The following is a 17,157-nucleotide window of genomic DNA, read 5'->3' on the forward strand; positions in this document are numbered from 1 at the left end:
GTTACTGCAGCATCCATATCCAGGGACCAGCCACACGCCCCACCGATGACCACTGAGTGGGAATCCGAATAGAAGCACCGTGATCAACGGCTAGGTTGGGCGATGCACCCGGCCATCCACGCCGAGGCCCAGAAAACTCACACGCATACCCCGCTGCTCCCTCAGTCAGCAGCGCTGGGCGCGGGCGCGAACGCGAGAAGGGCGAACACGAAGAAGGTTCTCATCGTCGGCGGCACCGGAATGATCGGCGCCTACGCCGCACTACATCTGCGTGAGCAGGGCAACGACGTCACCGTGGCAGCGCGTAACGCTCTCGGCGACGAGTCCCCGGTCCGAGACTTCCCGGCCCTGCTCGGTGACTACACCGAGCAGACCTTCACCGTCGAGCAGCTTTCCCCTTTCGACGCCATAGTCTTCGCCGCCGGCCAAGACGTGCGCCACATGAGCGGAGACGTTGATCAAGCGGCGTTCTGGGAGAAGACGCAGATCTCCGGCATTCCCCGCTTCGCTGCGCTCGCCAAGCGCGCCGGTGTACCGCGCTTCGTCCAGGTGGGCAGCTACTACCACCACCTGCGTCCAGACCTCGCCGAAACCGTCCCCTATATCGCGGCTCGGCGTGCTGCCGACGAGGGTGCTCGGGCGCTTGCCGACGCGTCGTTCAACGTCTCTACTCTCAATCCACCATCGATCCTCGGCGCCATCTCCGGAGTCTCCGCGCGGCGGTATGGGCGGATGATCGCGTGGGCAGCCGGTGACTTGCCCGACATCCCGGACTTCGCGCCGCCCGGGGGATCGAACTATATGTCGGCTGATTCTCTTGCACAGGCGATCTGGGGCGCACTTCAACACGCTGAACCGGGCAAGGCGTACCTCGTCGGCGACGAGAATCTGACCTTTCGCGAATACCTCCAGATGCTCGTCGACGCAGCGGGCGGTACACGCAGCATCGACGAACGGGACGAGGAGCACCCCCTGCTGCCCGACGCCCTGATCGTCCAGGGCCGGGGCAACACCATGCACTACGAGCCTGACGCAACCGAGACAAGGCTGCTCGGTTACACACGCGCAGATTGCAGCCGTGCGATCGCGCAGATCGTGCACACCGCCCTTCGCGCTTCTGTATGAGACCGCACACAGCACAAGGGTCTCTCGCACACCCGCTCGATGGCCATCCGATCCGCAGGTCGACCAGCGGGCGTAGCGGTACACCCTTTGTCGTCACCCTAACGGACGGCGGGACGGGTTGTCCTACATCAGGTGTCCACAACGACCCGGAATTGCTGGAGTGAGGCATCGGTTGCGTCCGGAATGTTCATTCCCGCGTCCACACCGCTGCGCAGATAGTCGACGACGGTCTGATCGAGCCGCTCTCCCGGCACCACCGCAGGGATACCCGGCGGGTACGGAGTGATCTGCTCGGCTGCGATTCGGCCGGCCGCCTCACCGGCGTCGACCATCTCGGCCTTACCGAAGAACGCGTCCCGGGGCGACATCACCGATTCGAGCTGCAATTCTTCGGGTCCCGGCAACGAAATAGGCGGTGGTGGATCGAATGTGGTTGCGGCTCGAGCCACTTGGTCGAGCGCGGTGACCAGCCGGTCGGCGGTGTCGTCATCGTCGGCCATCGACATGGTCGCCATGATTCGGCGATGATCGTGCATGCCGAGGTCGAGGTGGCAGTTCTCGCGCACCCAGTCGGTGCACTGGAATCCGGACACACCGAGTTCGCTGACGTCGATGAGGATCTGCAGCCGGTCGAGGTCGTGCGACGCTTCCTCACCGAGTAGCCGGTCCTCGAGCACGGTCAGTCCGTCGATTTCGGCGATCCGTTCCCTGGTGCGGCCGGCGAGCGCGAGAGCACGGCCGAGAAGGTCCGCGCCGCGCTCTACCATCTGCCGCCGCCACCCGTCCATGGCCGAATACAGCATCACGTTCGGGCTCGTCGTCATCAGTAGGTCCGCGCAGGCGGACAGATGAGTGCCGTCGATCAGGTCACCCTGCACGTGATAGACCGAGCCTTGCTCGAAACCCGCTCCCATCTTGTGGATGCTCACCACGCACACATCGGCACCGGCGTCCATCGCCCAGGTCGGCAGGTCGTCGTGGAAGGGAAGATGGGCACCCCACGCCTCGTCGACAATGAGCGGCTTGCCGCGCTCGTGGCACACCTGCGCGATGGCTCCGATGTCCGCACACGTGCCGTAGGGGCTGGGACTCACGATCAGGGCACCGGCCGCGTCGGGATACTTCTCCCACATGGCCCCCACCTGGTCCGGGGACGGAGGATGAGAGAAGTGCATCTCCTCATCCCAACGTGGGGTGATCCACCGGGGCGTCACACCGCTGAACACCAATCCCGCCACGATCGATTTGTGCGAATCACGTGAGACCAGCATCCCGCCGGGATCATTGCCCGCGACGGCCATCATTGCGGCCTTCACCGACAGCGAGCTGCCGCACGTCGAGAAGAAAGCCTGCTCCGCCCCTACCGCCTCCGCCATCAGCTGCTCAGCCTTGGACAGGTAACCATTACTCGACTTCCGGTCATCCAGACCGCCGGAAGCGAGCACGTCCGAACGGAACGGATCGGCGCCGAGGACCTTCGTCACCCGCTCGTCCGCGCCCCGCCCCAGACGATGCCCCGGCGGGGAGAATCCGTATCGGTCGAGCCGATGATATTCCTCCAACGCATCCAACAACGGTGTCTGCGACTGATCCATACCGAGAGGTGTACCCGCACCGTCAAGTCCTGAACACCGACGCGTCGGATGCTCCTGCCAGACCCACCGGTCGCGTGGCCGGCGTACCGTGCGTCGTGGTCCCGACTTCGTGTACAACCGCAGTCGGACAGTGACTTCGGGATCCCGTGGGGGCTGCATGCCTGAGTGCCGCCGTTCACCGCGCGGGCGGTCGAGAATGATCGAGAGGAGGTCCGATGACGGTCATCGATTGCGCCGGAAACGGGCGGGCACGCGGCCGCGCCCACGGCGAGCAGGCCCGCGACTCGGTACATGCTGCACTCGATCGGTGGCGAGTGGGTACGAGTGCTCGGAGTCGTCGGCACCTCGCGGCGACGGGGCTGCTTGCCACGGTAGAGGCCGCGGTTCCCGACCTGGCCGAGGAGATGCGCGGCATCGCGGAGGCGGCAGGGGTCCCGTTCGCGGAAGTCCTTGCCTACAACTTCATGGACGAACAGTGGTGGGTGCACCGGGAACACCTGGAACTCGGCTGCAGTATCCTCGGAAAGGCTGGCACCGATGGCGTGTTTCTCGCCCAGAACATGGACTTACCCGATTTCATGGACGGATCCCAGATCGTTCTGCGCATCCGTCCGGACGTAGGGCCCGCGGCACTCGTGCTCAGTTCGGCGGGAATGATCGGATTGACCGGAGTCAACGATGCCGGCGTCGGCGTCTGCGTCAACGCCCTCGGCATGTTGCGCCACAACTCCGCCGGGCTGCCGGTGGCCGCTGCGATTCGGGGTGCACTTGCTCATTCATCCCTCGACCAAGCGGTCGACTTCCTGCACCGCATCTCACATGCGAGCGGTCAGCACTACGCCGTGGGGGATGTGAACGGATTCCACGGTGTCGAGTGTTCGGCCGATGAGGTGGTGGTCAGTTGCCCCGCAGGCTCACCGCTCTTGTTGCACACCAATCACCCGCTGGCCAACGGCGACATCGATCCGGACGCCGAGCGAGAACTCGCGAGGGAAGGACGGATTGCCGATTCCGTGGCTCGCCTCGACTTCCTCGAGGCGAACACCAACAGGGCCTGTGCTCACATCACCGCCGAGGTGCTTCTCGCCGACCGCACCGCACCCCTGTGCGTCACACCCCGGCAGGGACGCCGGACCCAGACGTTCGGGGCCGTCTCCTTCGAGCTCGGCACAACTCCGCCCACGGCACGCTTCTGCCTCGGTCTCCCGGACCAGCAACCCTGGATCGAACCCGGATGGCACGCGCCACCTTCGACCGACCACTCCGCATAGACCGCAGACACCACTGAGCGAAACGCCTCGGGTCGTCGGGGTCTGCGGCCGTGCAAGCGATGACCGGGTGTGAGGAATTCTGTGGGATGCGGCGTGTCGGTTAGGTCGTTCGACTTTCTGGTCCCAGAATTACGGGCATGGCCGAGATTGTTGCTTCCCGCCGCCGAGGGCGGCCCAGTAAGGGAACCCGTGCTGTAGTCAAGGCGCTGGTGCCACCGGAGCTCAAAGAAGCAGCTGCCAGCGCCGCGAAGGCGCACGGCATGACTGCGAACGACTACATCGCGGGGTTGATCGCGGCCGACACCGGCCTGACCGAGTTATTGGCATCGATTCACGAGAAACGTTCCGCCACACGCCAATCTGTGGAACCGCGGAGGTCAGGCCCGTGACGGATCACCGGTCTGGGCAGTCAGTGGCGGCCGGTAGCTCGTCGCGATAGTCACAGTAAGTCTGTCCTCGGCCAGAGACGGTCTCAGGACTGAAAAAAACTCAACGCGACACGTACGCCGTCACGGATGAGTACTTTTACGTCACAATATTTTCACGAAGGGACAGGCCCATGACCCGCACCATCGCAGTGGTCAACCATAAAGGCGGCTCCACCAAAACCACGAGCACGGTCAACCTTGCCCAAGCCCTCGTCGAAGCCGGCTACACCGTCCGCGTCGTCGACCTCGACCCACAGTGCAACGCCACCACCTGGCTCGGCGCCACGCCCGAAGCCGTCGACAACGATGTCCTGTCGGTACTCATGCTGGTGTCGAGCATCGAAGACGCCACCACCATCACCGCGTCCGGGATCCACCTCGTTCCTGCCACCAAGGAACTCGATTCCGTCGGGCCCTACTTCCTCAAAAAGCCCGGTGCCCACGGAATCCTGCGCAAAGCCCTCGCCGGCGCCCCCGACGTCGACTTCAACCTGATCGACTGCCCCGGAGACTTCGACCACCTGACCATCAGCGCACTCGTCGCCTGCACCGAAGTGCTCGCCGCTGTCATGACGGGGGCCATGGAACTCGAAGCGCTCATGCGGATCGAGAACTACATCACCCAGCAGGTCGAGCTGCTCAACCCCACTGCAAAGCTCAATCACATCCTGTGCGGCCGCGTCGAACTCGGACAGGTCATCGACCAGCAGGTCCTCGCTGCGCTCCGCGAGACCTATCCCGACCAGACGATGCGCACCATTATCCCGAAGTCCGTCCGTGTCAGCGAAAGTTACAGCGCCGAAGAACCCGTCGTCAGATGGGCACCGTCCTCGTCCGCAGCACGGGCCTACCGCGATGCCGCCCAAGAACTCGTCGAAAGGACCTCGTGATGAGCGCGACACGTAAGCCCGGACTCGCCAACAACCCCCTCGAACGCCGCCACCAGACCCCCGCAGGCGCTCACCCGGAGGGGACGTACTCGAGAACTCGTCGCATGGACGTGCTGACGAGCGTCGCACGTAAGCCGGGACTCGCCAACAACCCCCTCGAACGCCGCAAACCACGACTGCCGAATCTCGTCGAGCAGGGGGTGGACGTCGCAGGACCGGCCAACAATCCCTTCGAACGCCGCAGACGACGCTTGCCGAACCTCGTCGAACAGGGAGTGGGCGTCGCACAGGAAGCAGCCGCCACCGCCGAACCGGTGGCTCCTGGGGAGGAGAGGAAGACTCCCACACGGGTCTCCGCAGACAAGAAACAGGAATCCGTCTACATCAAGCGCGCCAAGGTCGAGGATGGCAAGAATGCCGTCGCCGCCATCGGCCACATCGCCGGCGCCCCCAACAGCTGGTCCAACCTCGTCGACGAAGCCCTCGCCCACTACCTGGCAGTTCTCGCACGCAAGTACAACAACGGCGAACCCTTCCCGCCGCGCAACGCCGAACTCGTCCGGGGGTAGTCCCGCCAATCGCGCCAGGCGGGAGAATCACGGAATGCTCTGCAGTGAACCGCTTTCCGTGAAGGAACCCTGGAGTCTCCGAAATGTGTAGGTCGGTCTCGAGCGCCTGCTCTATCGGCTGGCAGCGTTATGTTGCGGGTGGTCGTGGGGGGTCGCCGTCGGGCTGGAGCGGCGGCGACAGCGTGCGGGGGAGTAGGACGGACGCGGCGAGCCCGACACATCCGACGGCCGCGAGGACGATCATGGCGAGCGCGTACGAACGCTCGGGGGTGGTGGTGATCCCGGCGACGAGAACGGTGCCGGCGATTGCGGCGCCGAGGGAGGACCCGAGATTGGATACGCTGCGCGAGAGCCCGGAGATCTCGCCCTGTAGCTGCTCGGCGAAACTCGACTGCACGACGTTGACCGACGGGGTCAGCATGACACCGAGACCTAGCCCGATCAGCAGCAGTCCCGGCGCGAACGCCCAGACGTTCGGGGTGCCGCTCACCAGCGCCAACAGGACGGCGATGCCGCCGATCACGACGAGGAATCCGGCGAGGATCAGGGTGCGTTGCGCGCGGCGCTTCGCGAACCGTTCTGCAGCGAGGGAGGCGGCCAGCAGACCCGCCGTTTCCGCAGTGAAGATCACGCCCGTCTCGATCGCGTCGTAACCGCGCACGACCTGAAGGTAAGCCGCGACCACGAACGAGACGCCGGTGAGCAGCAGCCACTGGGTGTTCTGGGTGATCAGGCCCAGGTTGGAAGTGCGGTTGTGGAACAAGGCGCTCGACAGCAACGGTTCCGCGCCGGCGCGTTCCTTGGCGCGCACCGACCAGAAAAACCACACCAGCACGACGGCACCTGCAAGTATCAGAATGATCGTCAACCAGATATTGTTGTCCGCGGCAAGGATTCCGGTCACAACAAGGATGAGGCCGACCGCGGAGAGGGTTGCCCCGCCGACATCGAACGGACGGCTGCGGTCCGGCGGCAGCGGATCGGTGATGTTGCGGGCCAGCACCACGATGACCGCGACGACCAGCGCCTGGAACACGAACGCCGCCCGCCAGCTGATCGCCGAGGTGATCAGACCACCGATCAGCGGCCCGGCAGCCGCACCGATGCCACCCATCGCACTGATCGCCCCGAAGGCGCGTGCTCGGGAGGTGACTTCGGTGAACAACAGGGTGGTGAGGATGTAGACCGGCGGGATCAGGAGCGCCGTGCCCACACCTTCGAGAATGGAGTTGCCGAGAATGAGCACACCCAGACCGGGGGCTGCCGCGCTCATGAGGGCACCGACACCGTAGACAACCAAGCCGACGGTGAAACAACGCTTGCGCCCGTATTTGTCGGTCAGCTTTCCGCCGGGAATCATCAGTGCCGCCATCACCAGTAGAAAGATGGTGATCGCGACCTGCACACCCTGCACGCTGGTGTCGAGGTCTTCGCTGATGTCGTTGATCATCACGTTCATGTTGGAGCCGGCGAAGCTGCAGATGAACTGGGCAAGCGCCAGCGGGATCAGCACCCGGCGCAGGGCGGCCGAGCGGTGAGCTGCCTGGTCTCGTGAGTCCATCTCGCACCTGCTTCGGGTCGCAGCGGTGTCGAACAACCGACGCACTCCACGAATCCGATACCGCGAACGGTCCGTCCGTGCGTGGGGATCTATTGCTCGATAACCCTACCTGCACGGAACTTGCCATGACCGGTTGTTGGCGGTGGTGCACCCCTGCCGCGAAGTGCCACCATTACCGGCCGGTTCGGAGGACAATGATTTCGCCGGAACACTTCACGCATCTGCCCGGGAAGGGAACGGTCATGTCCGAGAAATCTCTGGTCAGGCAAGGTGCGGGAACCGTGATGGGCGGGGCGGTGTTGCTCGTCACCGTCGGTGTCCTCGAAGTACTCCAGGGCCTGTCCGCGATCGCCAAGGACGAGGTGATCGTCAGCGGAACCGATTACACCTACCAATTCGACCTCACCTCGTGGGGATGGACGCACCTGGTGTTGGGGGCGATCGTCACCGCAGTCGGGATCGCCCTGTTCGCCGGTGCCGGCTGGGCGCGAGTGGGCGCCATCGTGATCTGCGCCGTGTCGATCCTCGTCAACTTCCTCTGGTTGCCCTACTACCCTATGTGGGCGATCACCATCATCGCCCTCAACGCCGTGGTGATCTGGGCCGTATCGGCCTGGCACCGTAATACCGTGCAGAACGGTCAGATCGCCAGATGACGTTCTTCGACGAGAGAACGGTGTGATCGATGACCGGAGGACCGAAGACCAGCAATTCGTCGGAGAAAGCAGCGGGCTCACAGCGCATGCTGGGACTACTGCTGGCGATGGCGATGTTCGTGCTTGTCGTGGACACGTCACTGATGAACGTGTCGATCTCCTCGGTGGTTCGCGACCTCGAGGCCACCGTCAGCGGCGTTCAGGCGGCGATTGCACTCGAGGCGCTGGTATCTGCGGCGTTCATCCTGATCGGCGGCAAGGTCGGCGATCTCATCGGACGCAAACGCGCCTATGTGTTGGGCCTGCTCGGCTATGCAATTGGTGCGTCGGCGATGGCACTCGCGCAGAGCCTCACCGCGATAATCATCTTCTGGGCAATACTCGGTGGCATCGGCGCATCACTCCTCCTGCCCGCCATGCAGTCCCTGATCCACGGTAACTTCGAAGGGGCCGCCCAAAAGAAGGTCTACGCCCTGGTCGGGGCGGCCGCTGCGATTGCCGCCGCCGTCGGACCGCTGCTCGGCGGATTCATCACCACCTATCTGTCGTGGCGCGTCGGGTTCATGCTCGAAGTCGTCATCATCGCCGTTGTGCTTTCCGGCGTTCGGCTCGTCCAGGATGTTCGGTACACCGGACCCCGGGTCATCGACATGGTGGGCGCGGCCCTCTCCGTCCTGGGCATGGGCGGTATCGTGCTGGGCATTTTGGTGTGGCAGGAGGGCGGCGAAGCCGTAGGTGCGCTACTGGCGCTCGGTGCAGTAGCGATGGCCGGGCTGGCGTACTGGCTCGTGCGGCGCAAACGTGGCGGTAAGCCGACACTGTTGGACCCTGATCTGTTTCGCTCCAAAGTCTTTCGCTTGGGTATCACCGGGCAGATGCTCCAGCAGATCGCCCTCGGTGGCACGATGATCGCGCTGCCGATCTACCTGCAGATGGTGCTCGAGTACAACGCGATGCAGGCGGGATTGTCCCTCGCACCCCTCTCCCTCAGCATGTTCGCAGTGGCGTTGCTCGCAGGCAAGAAGGCGGGCGATCGACGCCCGAGCAGCATCATCCGGTGGGGATTCGTGCTTCTGACGGTCGGGATCGCGGCGCTGATCCCGCTGGTGCCGCGTGCCGAGTTCGGCTGGGGCTTGGTGATTCCTTTGGTGATTGCCGGATCCGGATTGGGATTGCTGGTGTCACAACTCAACAACTACACACTCGCACCGATCGAGGAGGAGCGGATCAGTGAAGCCGCCAGCGTCAATTCCGCGGCGGGATCGTTCGGGCTCTCGTTCGGGCTGGCGTTCGCGGGCGCCATCATGCTGGCAACGTTGTCCCTCACCTTCACCGCGATGGCGCAGTCGAGCAACGTGCTCCCGCCCGCAGAACAGCAACAGGTGGCGCGGGTGCTCGAGGACGACGCCGAGGTCATGAGCAACACCCAGCTGGAGCAGTTGCTCGTCGGCCAACCCCCCGAAATCCAGGAGGAGATCATCCGCATCAACACCGACGCGCGACCTCTTGCCCTGCAATTCGCCCTACTCATTCCTATTTTCGCGGGCCTGATCGGGGTGTTCAACTCGTTCCGCATGAGACGCATTCTGGACCTCGCACCGAAGAATTCCGGTGAAAGCCCACAGGAAGACTGACTCGCAGTCACCAGGCGCCGGGATGGGACGTACGCCCTTCTCTGTGTTCTCGTCACCGGGTGCCGATCTCGTCGACTTCCCCTGCTTGCCCTACGACGCGCGATATTCTGAAAGCCTGACGCACAGTCGTCCGCTCTCGAGCGTGCATCTATGAGGGGAGATCAGATGATCGTTCTCCTCACGCTTTGATGTGGGCTGCAACAGAATTTTTCGGTGACGAATGAGGACGACGGTGGGATAGGGGATCGATCATGCGTATCGAAAATTACGGGCTGATCGGAGATTTGCAGACCGCGGCGCTCGTCGGCGACAACGGCGCCATCGACTGGCTCTGCCTGCCCCGCTTCGACTCCGCGTCGTGTTTCGCCGCTCTGGTCGGCGACGAACGGCACGGCCGGTGGACCCTTGCGCCGACCGGTGAAACGCGGGTCAGTGCCCGTCGTTACCGTGCTGGCACGCTGGTGCTCGAATCGGACTTCGAGACTGCTGATGGCATGGTGCGCATCATCGACTTCATGCCGCGCCGTGGCGACGGTCCACCGCGGGTGATGCGAATCGTGCAGGGTGTGCGTGGCCGGGTGCCGATGCGGATGGAACTGGTGATTCGCCCCGACTACGGATCCATCGCCCCGTGGGTGGAACCGGCTCCGGACGGGATCCGCGCTACCGCCGGACCGGACACCTTCCGCCTCAGCACACCCGTGCCGCTGCACATCGGCAAGGGCACCGTCGGGGCCGAGTTCGTCGTCACCGAGGGAGGTCGGGCACGTTTCACCCTGTGCTGGCACTCCTCCTTTGCACCGGCACCGATCATCGAGGACGCCGATTCGGCGCTGGCCCGTACCGAAGCGTGGTGGCGGGAGTGGAGTGGGCGTTGCACCTACTCGGGCCCCTACCGCGATGAGGTGCTGACCTCACTGATCGCCTTGAAGGCGATGACGTCGGAAAATACCGGCGGAATGGTCGCCGCGCCCACGACCTCACTGCCGGAGGATATCGGGGGCGTGCGGAACTGGGACTACCGCTATTGCTGGCTGCGTGACTCCGCGCTCGCCCTCGAGGCGCTGCTTGCTGCCGGATACACCGACGAGGCTCTAGCCTTCCGCGATTTCCTCACCCGCGTCGGTACCGGCGACCCGACGAACATTCAAATCATGTACGGAATCAGCGGGGAGCGGCGCCTGACCGAATTCGACCTCGACGGCTTCCCCGGCTACGAAGGCTCCGCACCGGTCCGGGTGGGCAACGCCGCCTCCGAACAGTTCCAGCTCGACGTCTACGGCGAGGTCGTCGCCATGCTGTACGCCGGTGCGCAACTCCTCGGCCGGATCGACCCCCAGCGTTGGCCACGGTGGCGCACCGTGGTCGAGTACATCGAAACGATCTGGCGCGAACCCGACGACGGCATCTGGGAGACCCGCGGGCCACGCCGACACTTCACCCATTCCAAGGTCATGGCCTGGGTGGTGTTCGACCGGGCCGTGCGCCTCGCCGAGGAATTCGAGCTCGATGCTCCCGTCGAACGTTGGGCGCAGGTGCGCGACGAGATTCATCGTGAGGTCTGCGAACACGGTTTCGATGCCAAACGCAACACCTTCACCCAGTTCTACGGGTCCGAGGAACTCGACGCCAGCGTGCTCACCATTCCTCTCGTCGGGTTTCTACCCGGCACCGACTCCCGCGTGAGCGGAACGATCGACGCGATCACCCGGGAACTCGGCCGCGACGGGTTCGTCTCGCGATACTCGACTGCACAGACCGACGACGGACTACCCGGCGACGAAGGACAATTCCTTGCCTGCTCGTTCTGGTTGGTCAGCGCACTGGCCCTCAACAAGCGCACCGACCAGGCGCGAGCATTGTTCGAGCGGCTCACCTCACTGTCCAACGACCTGGGCCTGCTGGCCGAGGAGTACGACGTCCGCCTGCAACGACAGGTCGGAAACTTCCCGCAGGCGTTCAGCCATCTCACCCTCATCGGCGCGGCCTATGCCATCGCCGGTACTGTCGCCGACGCGTGACGGGAGATGCTGTCGAGCTGGACCGGTGCGGTGGGTTTATTCGTCGGCCGGATCGGCAGGGTTGTCGGCTCGGTTGCGGAATGCAGTCACGGCGGACTCGACAGTGGGATAGAAATGGGTCGAATCGAACCGGTCACCGACGCCGAACCGGATGAGCCGGTCCTTGATCGGTCCCTTCATTTCCGCGAAAGCCAGCCGGATCCCCTTGCTTTCCAGATAGGTGTCGAGGTCGACGAGTTCGTCGACGGCAGTGGTGTCGAGTCCGGTGATGGGTTCGGCGGCGACGACCACCCATTCCACCGGGGTTGGCGCTGTGGCCACGACCGAGCGCACGTACTCATCGAAGATTTCGCCGTTCGCGAAGAAGAGGGGGGCGTCGAACCGCACTAACACGAGTCCGGGGATGCGCTGCCCCTCGGGGTGGCGTTCGACGTCGTGGAAGCCAGGACGGTCCGCGGTCCGGACGAGTTCGGTTCGGTACGGCTGCCAGGCTTGCGCGACGACAGCGACGAAGGACAGTCCGATCGCGACGAGGATTCCCTGCAGAACTCCTACCAGGGCGACCCCGAGGAATGCGGCGATGGCGAGACCGAACTCGACAGTGCTCATGCGCCACATCCGGACCATGCCGTCCACGTCCACCAGTGCAGTGGCGGCGACGATCACCACGGCACCGAGTGTCGCGTCGGGAAGGTAGGTGGTGACCCCGGGGGCGACGAGAACGAAGGCCAGCACGGCGAGTGCGCCGACGACGCACGCCAATTGGGTACGGGCACCGCTCTGTTCGGCCACCGGGGTCCGCGACCCGCTGGCGGAGATGGGGAACCCGCCGAACAGACCGCCCGCGATGTTGGCAACGCCGACCGCCTTCATCTCCGTGCTGCCGTTGACGTCGTCACCGCGCCGTGCGGCGAACGTGCGGGATAGCACCCCGGTGTCGGCGAACGCGATCAGCGCGATGCCGGCCGCGGGACCGACGAGCTGTCCCACGTCTCCCCAGTCGACACCGCCGAATGAGGGCAGTGGCAGGCCCGCGGGCAGGGCTCCGACCATCCCGATGTCGTCGGTGAGTCCGAGCGCAGCGGACAGGATGATCGCCCCGATCACGGCCACGAGGACGCCCGGGATGCGGGGCAGCCAGATGCGGAACCCGACGATGACGGCGAGGGAACCGATGCCCATCGCGGCGGCGACGGGGTCGATCTCTCCCCGGACCACGGACTGCCCGATCTCCCCGATCTCCCTGATCAGACCGGACGCGTCGACTGAAAACCCGAGGAGCTTGGGAAGCTGACCGACCACGACTATGAGCGCGATCGCGTTCAGGTAGCCGAGCCGGATGGGCTTCGACAGCAGCTCGGTCACGAAGCCGAGATGCAGGAACCCGCCGACGAGCAGGATCAACCCGACGAGAACCCCGAGGATTCCGGCGAGTGCGAGGGCACTTTCCGGGTCGTCGGCCACAGCGAGGGGCAACACTGCCGCGGCGATGAGTGGTGCCAGTGACGAGTCCGGGCCTAGGACGAGGATTTTCGACGGTCCCACCAGCGCATAGGCCAGGAGCGGGATGATGGTGGCGTAGAGGCCGGCGTAGGCGGGCAACCCGGCGGCCTCCGCGTACCCCATCCCGGCGGGAATCAGCAGGGCGGTGAGGACGAGTCCGGCGATGATATCGGGGCGCAGCCACTCCCGGCGGTATGCCCGTGCGGTCGCGATGCCCGGTAGCTGCGCGAGACTCCCTGTCCAGGACATGGTTCGGGCCTCAGCGTGCGCGCTGCGGGCCGACGGCGGCGGTGGCGGGAATCGGTGCGCTCGGAGGCGCGTGCCGCCGGCGACGCACGGCCTTCTCCGCTTCCACGACGATCGGAATGATCAGCGACCAGCCGAGGCAGGCGAGCCACTGGCCGCCGGTCAGCGATGTGGTCATGAGCAGGTTCTGGAGGAAGCCGATCTCGACAGCGAACACGGTGACCACGACCGGGACAGACAGGATCTTCAGCGCTGTGAGAATCGGTGCGGTAAGGCCGGATTCGGGGTCGCGCCGCATGACGAGTCCCGCAAGGATGGACCCGAACGACAACACCACGAACGCCGTCGTCATCGGGACGTTCGCCTCGGTGGTGCTCATGTCTCCCGGCGCGAGAAGCATCGCGGCCAGCGTGACGACGAACTGCAGGACGCCGTACGCCAGCCACTGGAGGAATGCCGTTCGGTTTGCGATCGGCCTCTTGGGGTCGCGCGGTGGTTTGTTCATAAGGTCCGGCGCCGGCGGGTCCGTCATGATGACGGCGACCGGGAACAGCGTGATGAAGAAGTGCTGGAACAGCACCATCAGCGGGGTGAGCGCGACGCCGTCGTTGATATCGAAGATACTCGCGGCGAGGAAGAGCAGCACCAGCGAGAACAATTTCGACATCTGGTACCGAATGTACGAGACGATTTTCTCATAGATATTGCGTCCCAGTCGAATCGCGGTGACAAGGGTGCCGAAGTTGTCGTCGGTGAGAATCATCTTTCCGGCCTGCTTGGTGACCTCGCTGCCCGATCCCATGGCGACGCCGATGTCGGCCTTCTTCAGTGCGGCGGCGTCGTTGACGGCGTCGCCGGTCATCGCCACGACTGCACCGTTCTTCTGCATGATGTCGGCAAGGCGGAGTTTGTCCTGCGGGGTTACCCGGCCGAATACGTGCAGGTTCGGAAGCGCGGCCGCGAGGTCGTCATCCGTCATCGTCTGCAGTTCGGGGCCGCCGATGGCGCCTGGTCCGAGCCCGAGTTCGGCGCCGATCGCGGATGCGGTGATCGCGTGGTCCCCGGTGATCATGCGAACCTCGATGCCGGCGGTCTGGGCAGTGCGGACGGCGTCGACCGCCTCCGGCCGCAGTGGGTCGATGATGCCGACCATGCCGACGAACGTGAGCTCGTCGACGAACGACATGGGGTCGGCCACCGCAGCTTCCTCCTGCCCGTCCAGTCGTCGGGTGGCGAATGCCAATACGCGCAGACCCTTCTCGGACAGTGCACGGTTCGCTTCAGTCAGTTCCTCTCGGAACTCGTCGAGTGGCACCACCTGCCTGCCTGGCCGATAGGCGGTGGCACATCGGGCGAGGACCACATCAGGTCCCCCCTTGACGAGTTCCACGAACCGGGTGCTGCCGTCGACCGAGAGATGGTGGAAGGTCGCCATGAATTTGTATGCGGAGTCGAACGGCACCTCGGCGACGCGAGGATATGTCCTGCGGGTAAGTGGGGCGTCGACACCGATCTTGGCGGCGAGCACCACCAGCGCGGCTTCAGTCGGATCGCCGACGACCTCTCCGGCATCGGAGACGGTGGCATCGCTGTCGAGGCACAGCCCGTATGCGAGCAGGGTGAAGTCAGGAGTGGCCTCACCCGCGGCCTGGGTGATCCGACCCGTCTTGCTGTATCCCTCACCGTCGACGAGATACCACCGGCAATGAAAGTACAGCGAGCGCACCGTCATCTGGTTCATCGTGAGCGTGCCGGTCTTGTCCGAGTTGATTGCGCTGGTGGCGCCCAGGGTTTCGACGTCGGTGAGATTCTTCACGACGGCCTGCGCGTCGGCGAGTTGACGGGCCCCGAAGGCCAGCATTGCCTGTACGAAGGTCGGCAGGCCTGTCGGGATCGCCGACACACCCATGGAGATGCCCAGCAGCAGAACCGTCGCCAGGCTCTGCCCGCGGAGTACTCCGAGTACCACGATGAGAGCGACCGCCGACCACGCGATGATGCCGAGTACCTTGGTGAGCGAATTCAGTTCGCGCTGAAGGGGAGACTTGCCCGGTGCGACGGCCGAGAGCATGGAGGCGATCTGACCCATCTGGGTGTGCATACCGGTCTCGGTGACCACCATGGTGGCTGTGCCTCGGGTAACCGAGGTGTTCTGGAAAACCATGTTGGCACGGTCGCCGAGGGGGACGTCTTCGGCGCCGAGGGTCCGCGGGTCCTTCGGGACGGGTGCGCTTTCGCCCGTCAGCGCGGCCTCCTGGGTCTCGAGCGTGGCAGATGTGAGCAAGCGGCCGTCGGCGGGAACGATGTCGCCTGCCTCCAGTTGCACTATGTCACCTGGTACGAGGTCCGTCGCGTCGAGTTGGATCAGCGTTCCGTTTCGAGTCACCCTTGCCTGGGGCGTCTGCATTTTCGCGAGCGCGTCGACACTGGCGCGTGCCTTCAGTTCCTGTTGCGTGCCCAATACGACGTTGAGCCCGACGAGCACCGCTACCACGATCGCGGTCGGAACCTCACCGATGACGACGCTGACGACGGCCACCGCGACCAGCATCAGGTTCATCAGATCCTTCAACTGGGCCAGCGCAATCGTCCACATCGACGGCCCTGGCTCGGAAACGATCTCGTTGGGACCGTGCCGCCTGCGCCGTTCGTCCGCTTCCCCGTCCGTCAGACCGGACTGCCGATCGGACATTGCGGCGGCCACGACGGCGTCGGGATCCTGGGCGTGCCAAGCCTTCGGGGGCTGCGCGTGTTCCGTCGAGACCATGACCGCTCGTCCTTTCCGGCTCTGATCCTCAGTAGGGAGTGGGGATCCAGTGCAGTGGTTGCCTCGGCGCCTCGTAACCGTGCGGGCCATGCCGCTTCGGCAAGGTGATGTCGGGGAGTTCGAGCGGTTCGTAGGGAATCTGGCTCAGCAGGTGGCTGATGACGTTGAGGCGGCCGCGCTTCTTGTCGTCGTTCACCGCGACATACCACGGTGCCCAGCCGGTGTCGGTGAAGTGGAACATATCGTCCCGTGCGCGCGAGTAGTCGTACCAGTGAGTGTACGACTCGAGATCGAGGTGCGAGAGTTTCCAGATCTTCCGTGGATCGTCGATCCGGCTCTGCAGGCGCAGCGTCTGCTGCTCTTGGCTTACCTCGAGCCAGTACTTCAGCAGGATGACGCCCGAGTCGACGATCGCGCGTTCGACCGTCGGAACGAGTTGGAGAAAATTCTGCGCTTCCTCCTCGGTGCAGAAGCCCAGTACCCGTTCGACACCCGCGCGGTTGTACCAGCTTCGGTCGAAGATGACGACCTCCCCGCCGGACGGGAGGTGGGGCAGGTACCGCTGAACGTACATCTGCGATTTCTCGCGAGCCGTGGGGGCGGGCAAGGCGACGACACGGAACACTCGTGGACTGACTCGCTCGGTGATCGCCTTGATAACCCCGCCCTTGCCCGCGGTGTCGCGGCCTTCGAACACGATGCAGATCCTCGCACCCGACGATTTCACCCACTCCTGCAACGCGACGAGCTCACCGTGCAGCGGACGGAGCAGCCGCCGGTACTCCTTGTCCTTCATAGGTGTGGGGGCGGCACCGGCATCCGGCCGGGGCAGGTCGAGCCCGGACCTGTCGTGTTTCGACTTCTTACCCACGGTCACTCTCCGGCCGCGGA

General features: G+C 64.7%; 12 protein-coding genes and 1 pseudogene. 8 read left to right on the plus strand and 5 right to left on the minus strand.

The genetic code is table 11. The features are described 5' to 3' along the window. The first annotated feature begins 102 nt into the window (after positions 1-102). Positions 103-1,125, plus strand: coding sequence for an NAD-dependent epimerase/dehydratase family protein (locus tag JQT59_RS12800; RefSeq protein ID WP_213576441.1), 1,023 nt, complete (start codon positions 103-105; stop codon positions 1,123-1,125). 128 nt (positions 1,126-1,253) lie between these two features. Here JQT59_RS12800 and JQT59_RS12805 read toward each other — a convergent pair whose 3' ends face one another. Then, positions 1,254-2,720 (minus strand): aminotransferase class I/II-fold pyridoxal phosphate-dependent enzyme, encoded by a 1,467-nt coding sequence (locus JQT59_RS12805; RefSeq protein ID WP_213576442.1) that lies wholly within the window; start codon positions 2,718-2,720, stop codon positions 1,254-1,256. Between the two features lie 215 nt (positions 2,721-2,935). On the opposite strand from JQT59_RS12805, the gene JQT59_RS12810 reads away from it, so the two are divergent. From JQT59_RS12810 to JQT59_RS12825, 4 genes are all read left to right on the plus strand, one after another. Continuing rightward, positions 2,936-3,991, plus strand: a complete 1,056-nt coding sequence (locus JQT59_RS12810; protein ID WP_213576443.1) for a C45 family autoproteolytic acyltransferase/hydrolase — start codon at positions 2,936-2,938, stop codon at positions 3,989-3,991. Between the two features lie 137 nt (positions 3,992-4,128). Next, positions 4,129-4,380 (plus strand): hypothetical protein, encoded by a 252-nt coding sequence (locus tag JQT59_RS12815; protein ID WP_249354375.1) that lies wholly within the window; start codon positions 4,129-4,131, stop codon positions 4,378-4,380. Positions 4,381-4,550: 170 nt separating this feature from the next. Then, positions 4,551-5,309, plus strand: coding sequence for a ParA family protein (locus JQT59_RS12820; protein WP_213576444.1), 759 nt, complete (start codon positions 4,551-4,553; stop codon positions 5,307-5,309). Next, positions 5,309-5,878: a hypothetical protein gene (locus JQT59_RS12825; RefSeq protein ID WP_213576445.1), complete on the plus strand. Its 570-nt coding sequence runs from the start codon at positions 5,309-5,311 to the stop codon at positions 5,876-5,878. The genes JQT59_RS12820 and JQT59_RS12825 overlap by 1 nt, the downstream gene beginning before the upstream one ends. Positions 5,879-6,005: 127 nt before the next feature. Here JQT59_RS12825 and JQT59_RS12830 read toward each other — a convergent pair whose 3' ends face one another. Continuing rightward, entirely contained in the window at positions 6,006-7,439 is a 1,434-nt protein-coding gene (locus JQT59_RS12830; protein ID WP_213576446.1) for an MFS transporter, read from the minus strand. 242 nt (positions 7,440-7,681) lie between these two features. On the opposite strand from JQT59_RS12830, the gene JQT59_RS12835 reads away from it, so the two are divergent. From JQT59_RS12835 to JQT59_RS12845, 3 genes and pseudogenes are all read left to right on the plus strand, one after another. Further along, complete coding sequence (locus JQT59_RS12835; protein ID WP_213576447.1) at positions 7,682-8,095, plus strand: DUF7144 family membrane protein; 414 nt, start codon at positions 7,682-7,684, stop codon at positions 8,093-8,095. Between the two features lie 29 nt (positions 8,096-8,124). Further along, positions 8,125-9,729 (plus strand): MFS transporter, encoded by a 1,605-nt coding sequence (locus JQT59_RS12840; RefSeq protein ID WP_213576448.1) that lies wholly within the window; start codon positions 8,125-8,127, stop codon positions 9,727-9,729. Between the two features lie 242 nt (positions 9,730-9,971). Beyond that, a pseudogene (locus JQT59_RS12845) lies at positions 9,972-11,750 on the plus strand (glycoside hydrolase family 15 protein); the annotation flags it as partial. Positions 11,751-11,786: 36 nt separating this feature from the next. Here the strand turns inward: JQT59_RS12845 and JQT59_RS12850 are convergent. Genes JQT59_RS12850 through ppk2 form a run of 3 tightly spaced genes read right to left on the minus strand, consistent with a single transcriptional unit; the run spans position 11,787 to position 17,137 of the window. Beyond that, a complete protein-coding gene (locus tag JQT59_RS12850) occupies positions 11,787-13,502 on the minus strand; it encodes a SulP family inorganic anion transporter (RefSeq protein ID WP_213576450.1) in 1,716 nt (571 codons plus the stop codon). Positions 13,503-13,512: 10 nt separating this feature from the next. Beyond that, the gene (locus JQT59_RS12855; protein WP_213576451.1) at positions 13,513-16,266 is read right to left on the minus strand and encodes a cation-translocating P-type ATPase; all 2,754 of its coding nucleotides are present in this window, start codon (positions 16,264-16,266) and stop codon (positions 13,513-13,515) included. 28 nt (positions 16,267-16,294) lie between these two features. Next, on the minus strand, positions 16,295-17,137 hold the full coding sequence (gene ppk2 / locus JQT59_RS12860; RefSeq protein ID WP_213576452.1) for a polyphosphate kinase 2: 843 nt from the start codon (positions 17,135-17,137) through the stop codon (positions 16,295-16,297). Between the last annotated feature and the right edge of the window lie 20 nt (positions 17,138-17,157).

It is taken from the genome of Rhodococcus sp. USK13, assembly GCF_018343855.1.
GTDB lineage: Bacteria > Actinomycetota > Actinomycetes > Mycobacteriales > Mycobacteriaceae > Rhodococcus_F > Rhodococcus_F oxybenzonivorans.

Bases quoted from the DNA above. Each gene is read 5' to 3' on its own strand.
- JQT59_RS12800 (WP_213576441.1), top strand. From the start codon at position 103: ATGCACCCGGCCATCCACGCCGAGGCCCAGAAAACTCACACGCATACC.
- JQT59_RS12805 (WP_213576442.1), bottom strand. From the start codon at position 2,720: ATGGATCAGTCGCAGACACCGTTGTTGGATGCGTTGGAGGAATATCAT.
- JQT59_RS12810 (WP_213576443.1), top strand. From the start codon at position 2,936: ATGACGGTCATCGATTGCGCCGGAAACGGGCGGGCACGCGGCCGCGCC.
- JQT59_RS12815 (WP_249354375.1), top strand. From the start codon at position 4,129: ATGGCCGAGATTGTTGCTTCCCGCCGCCGAGGGCGGCCCAGTAAGGGA.
- JQT59_RS12820 (WP_213576444.1), top strand. From the start codon at position 4,551: ATGACCCGCACCATCGCAGTGGTCAACCATAAAGGCGGCTCCACCAAA.
- JQT59_RS12825 (WP_213576445.1), top strand. From the start codon at position 5,309: ATGAGCGCGACACGTAAGCCCGGACTCGCCAACAACCCCCTCGAACGC.
- JQT59_RS12830 (WP_213576446.1), bottom strand. From the start codon at position 7,439: ATGGACTCACGAGACCAGGCAGCTCACCGCTCGGCCGCCCTGCGCCGG.
- JQT59_RS12835 (WP_213576447.1), top strand. From the start codon at position 7,682: ATGTCCGAGAAATCTCTGGTCAGGCAAGGTGCGGGAACCGTGATGGGC.
- JQT59_RS12840 (WP_213576448.1), top strand. From the start codon at position 8,125: ATGACCGGAGGACCGAAGACCAGCAATTCGTCGGAGAAAGCAGCGGGC.
- JQT59_RS12850 (WP_213576450.1), bottom strand. From the start codon at position 13,502: ATGTCCTGGACAGGGAGTCTCGCGCAGCTACCGGGCATCGCGACCGCA.
- JQT59_RS12855 (WP_213576451.1), bottom strand. From the start codon at position 16,266: ATGGTCTCGACGGAACACGCGCAGCCCCCGAAGGCTTGGCACGCCCAG.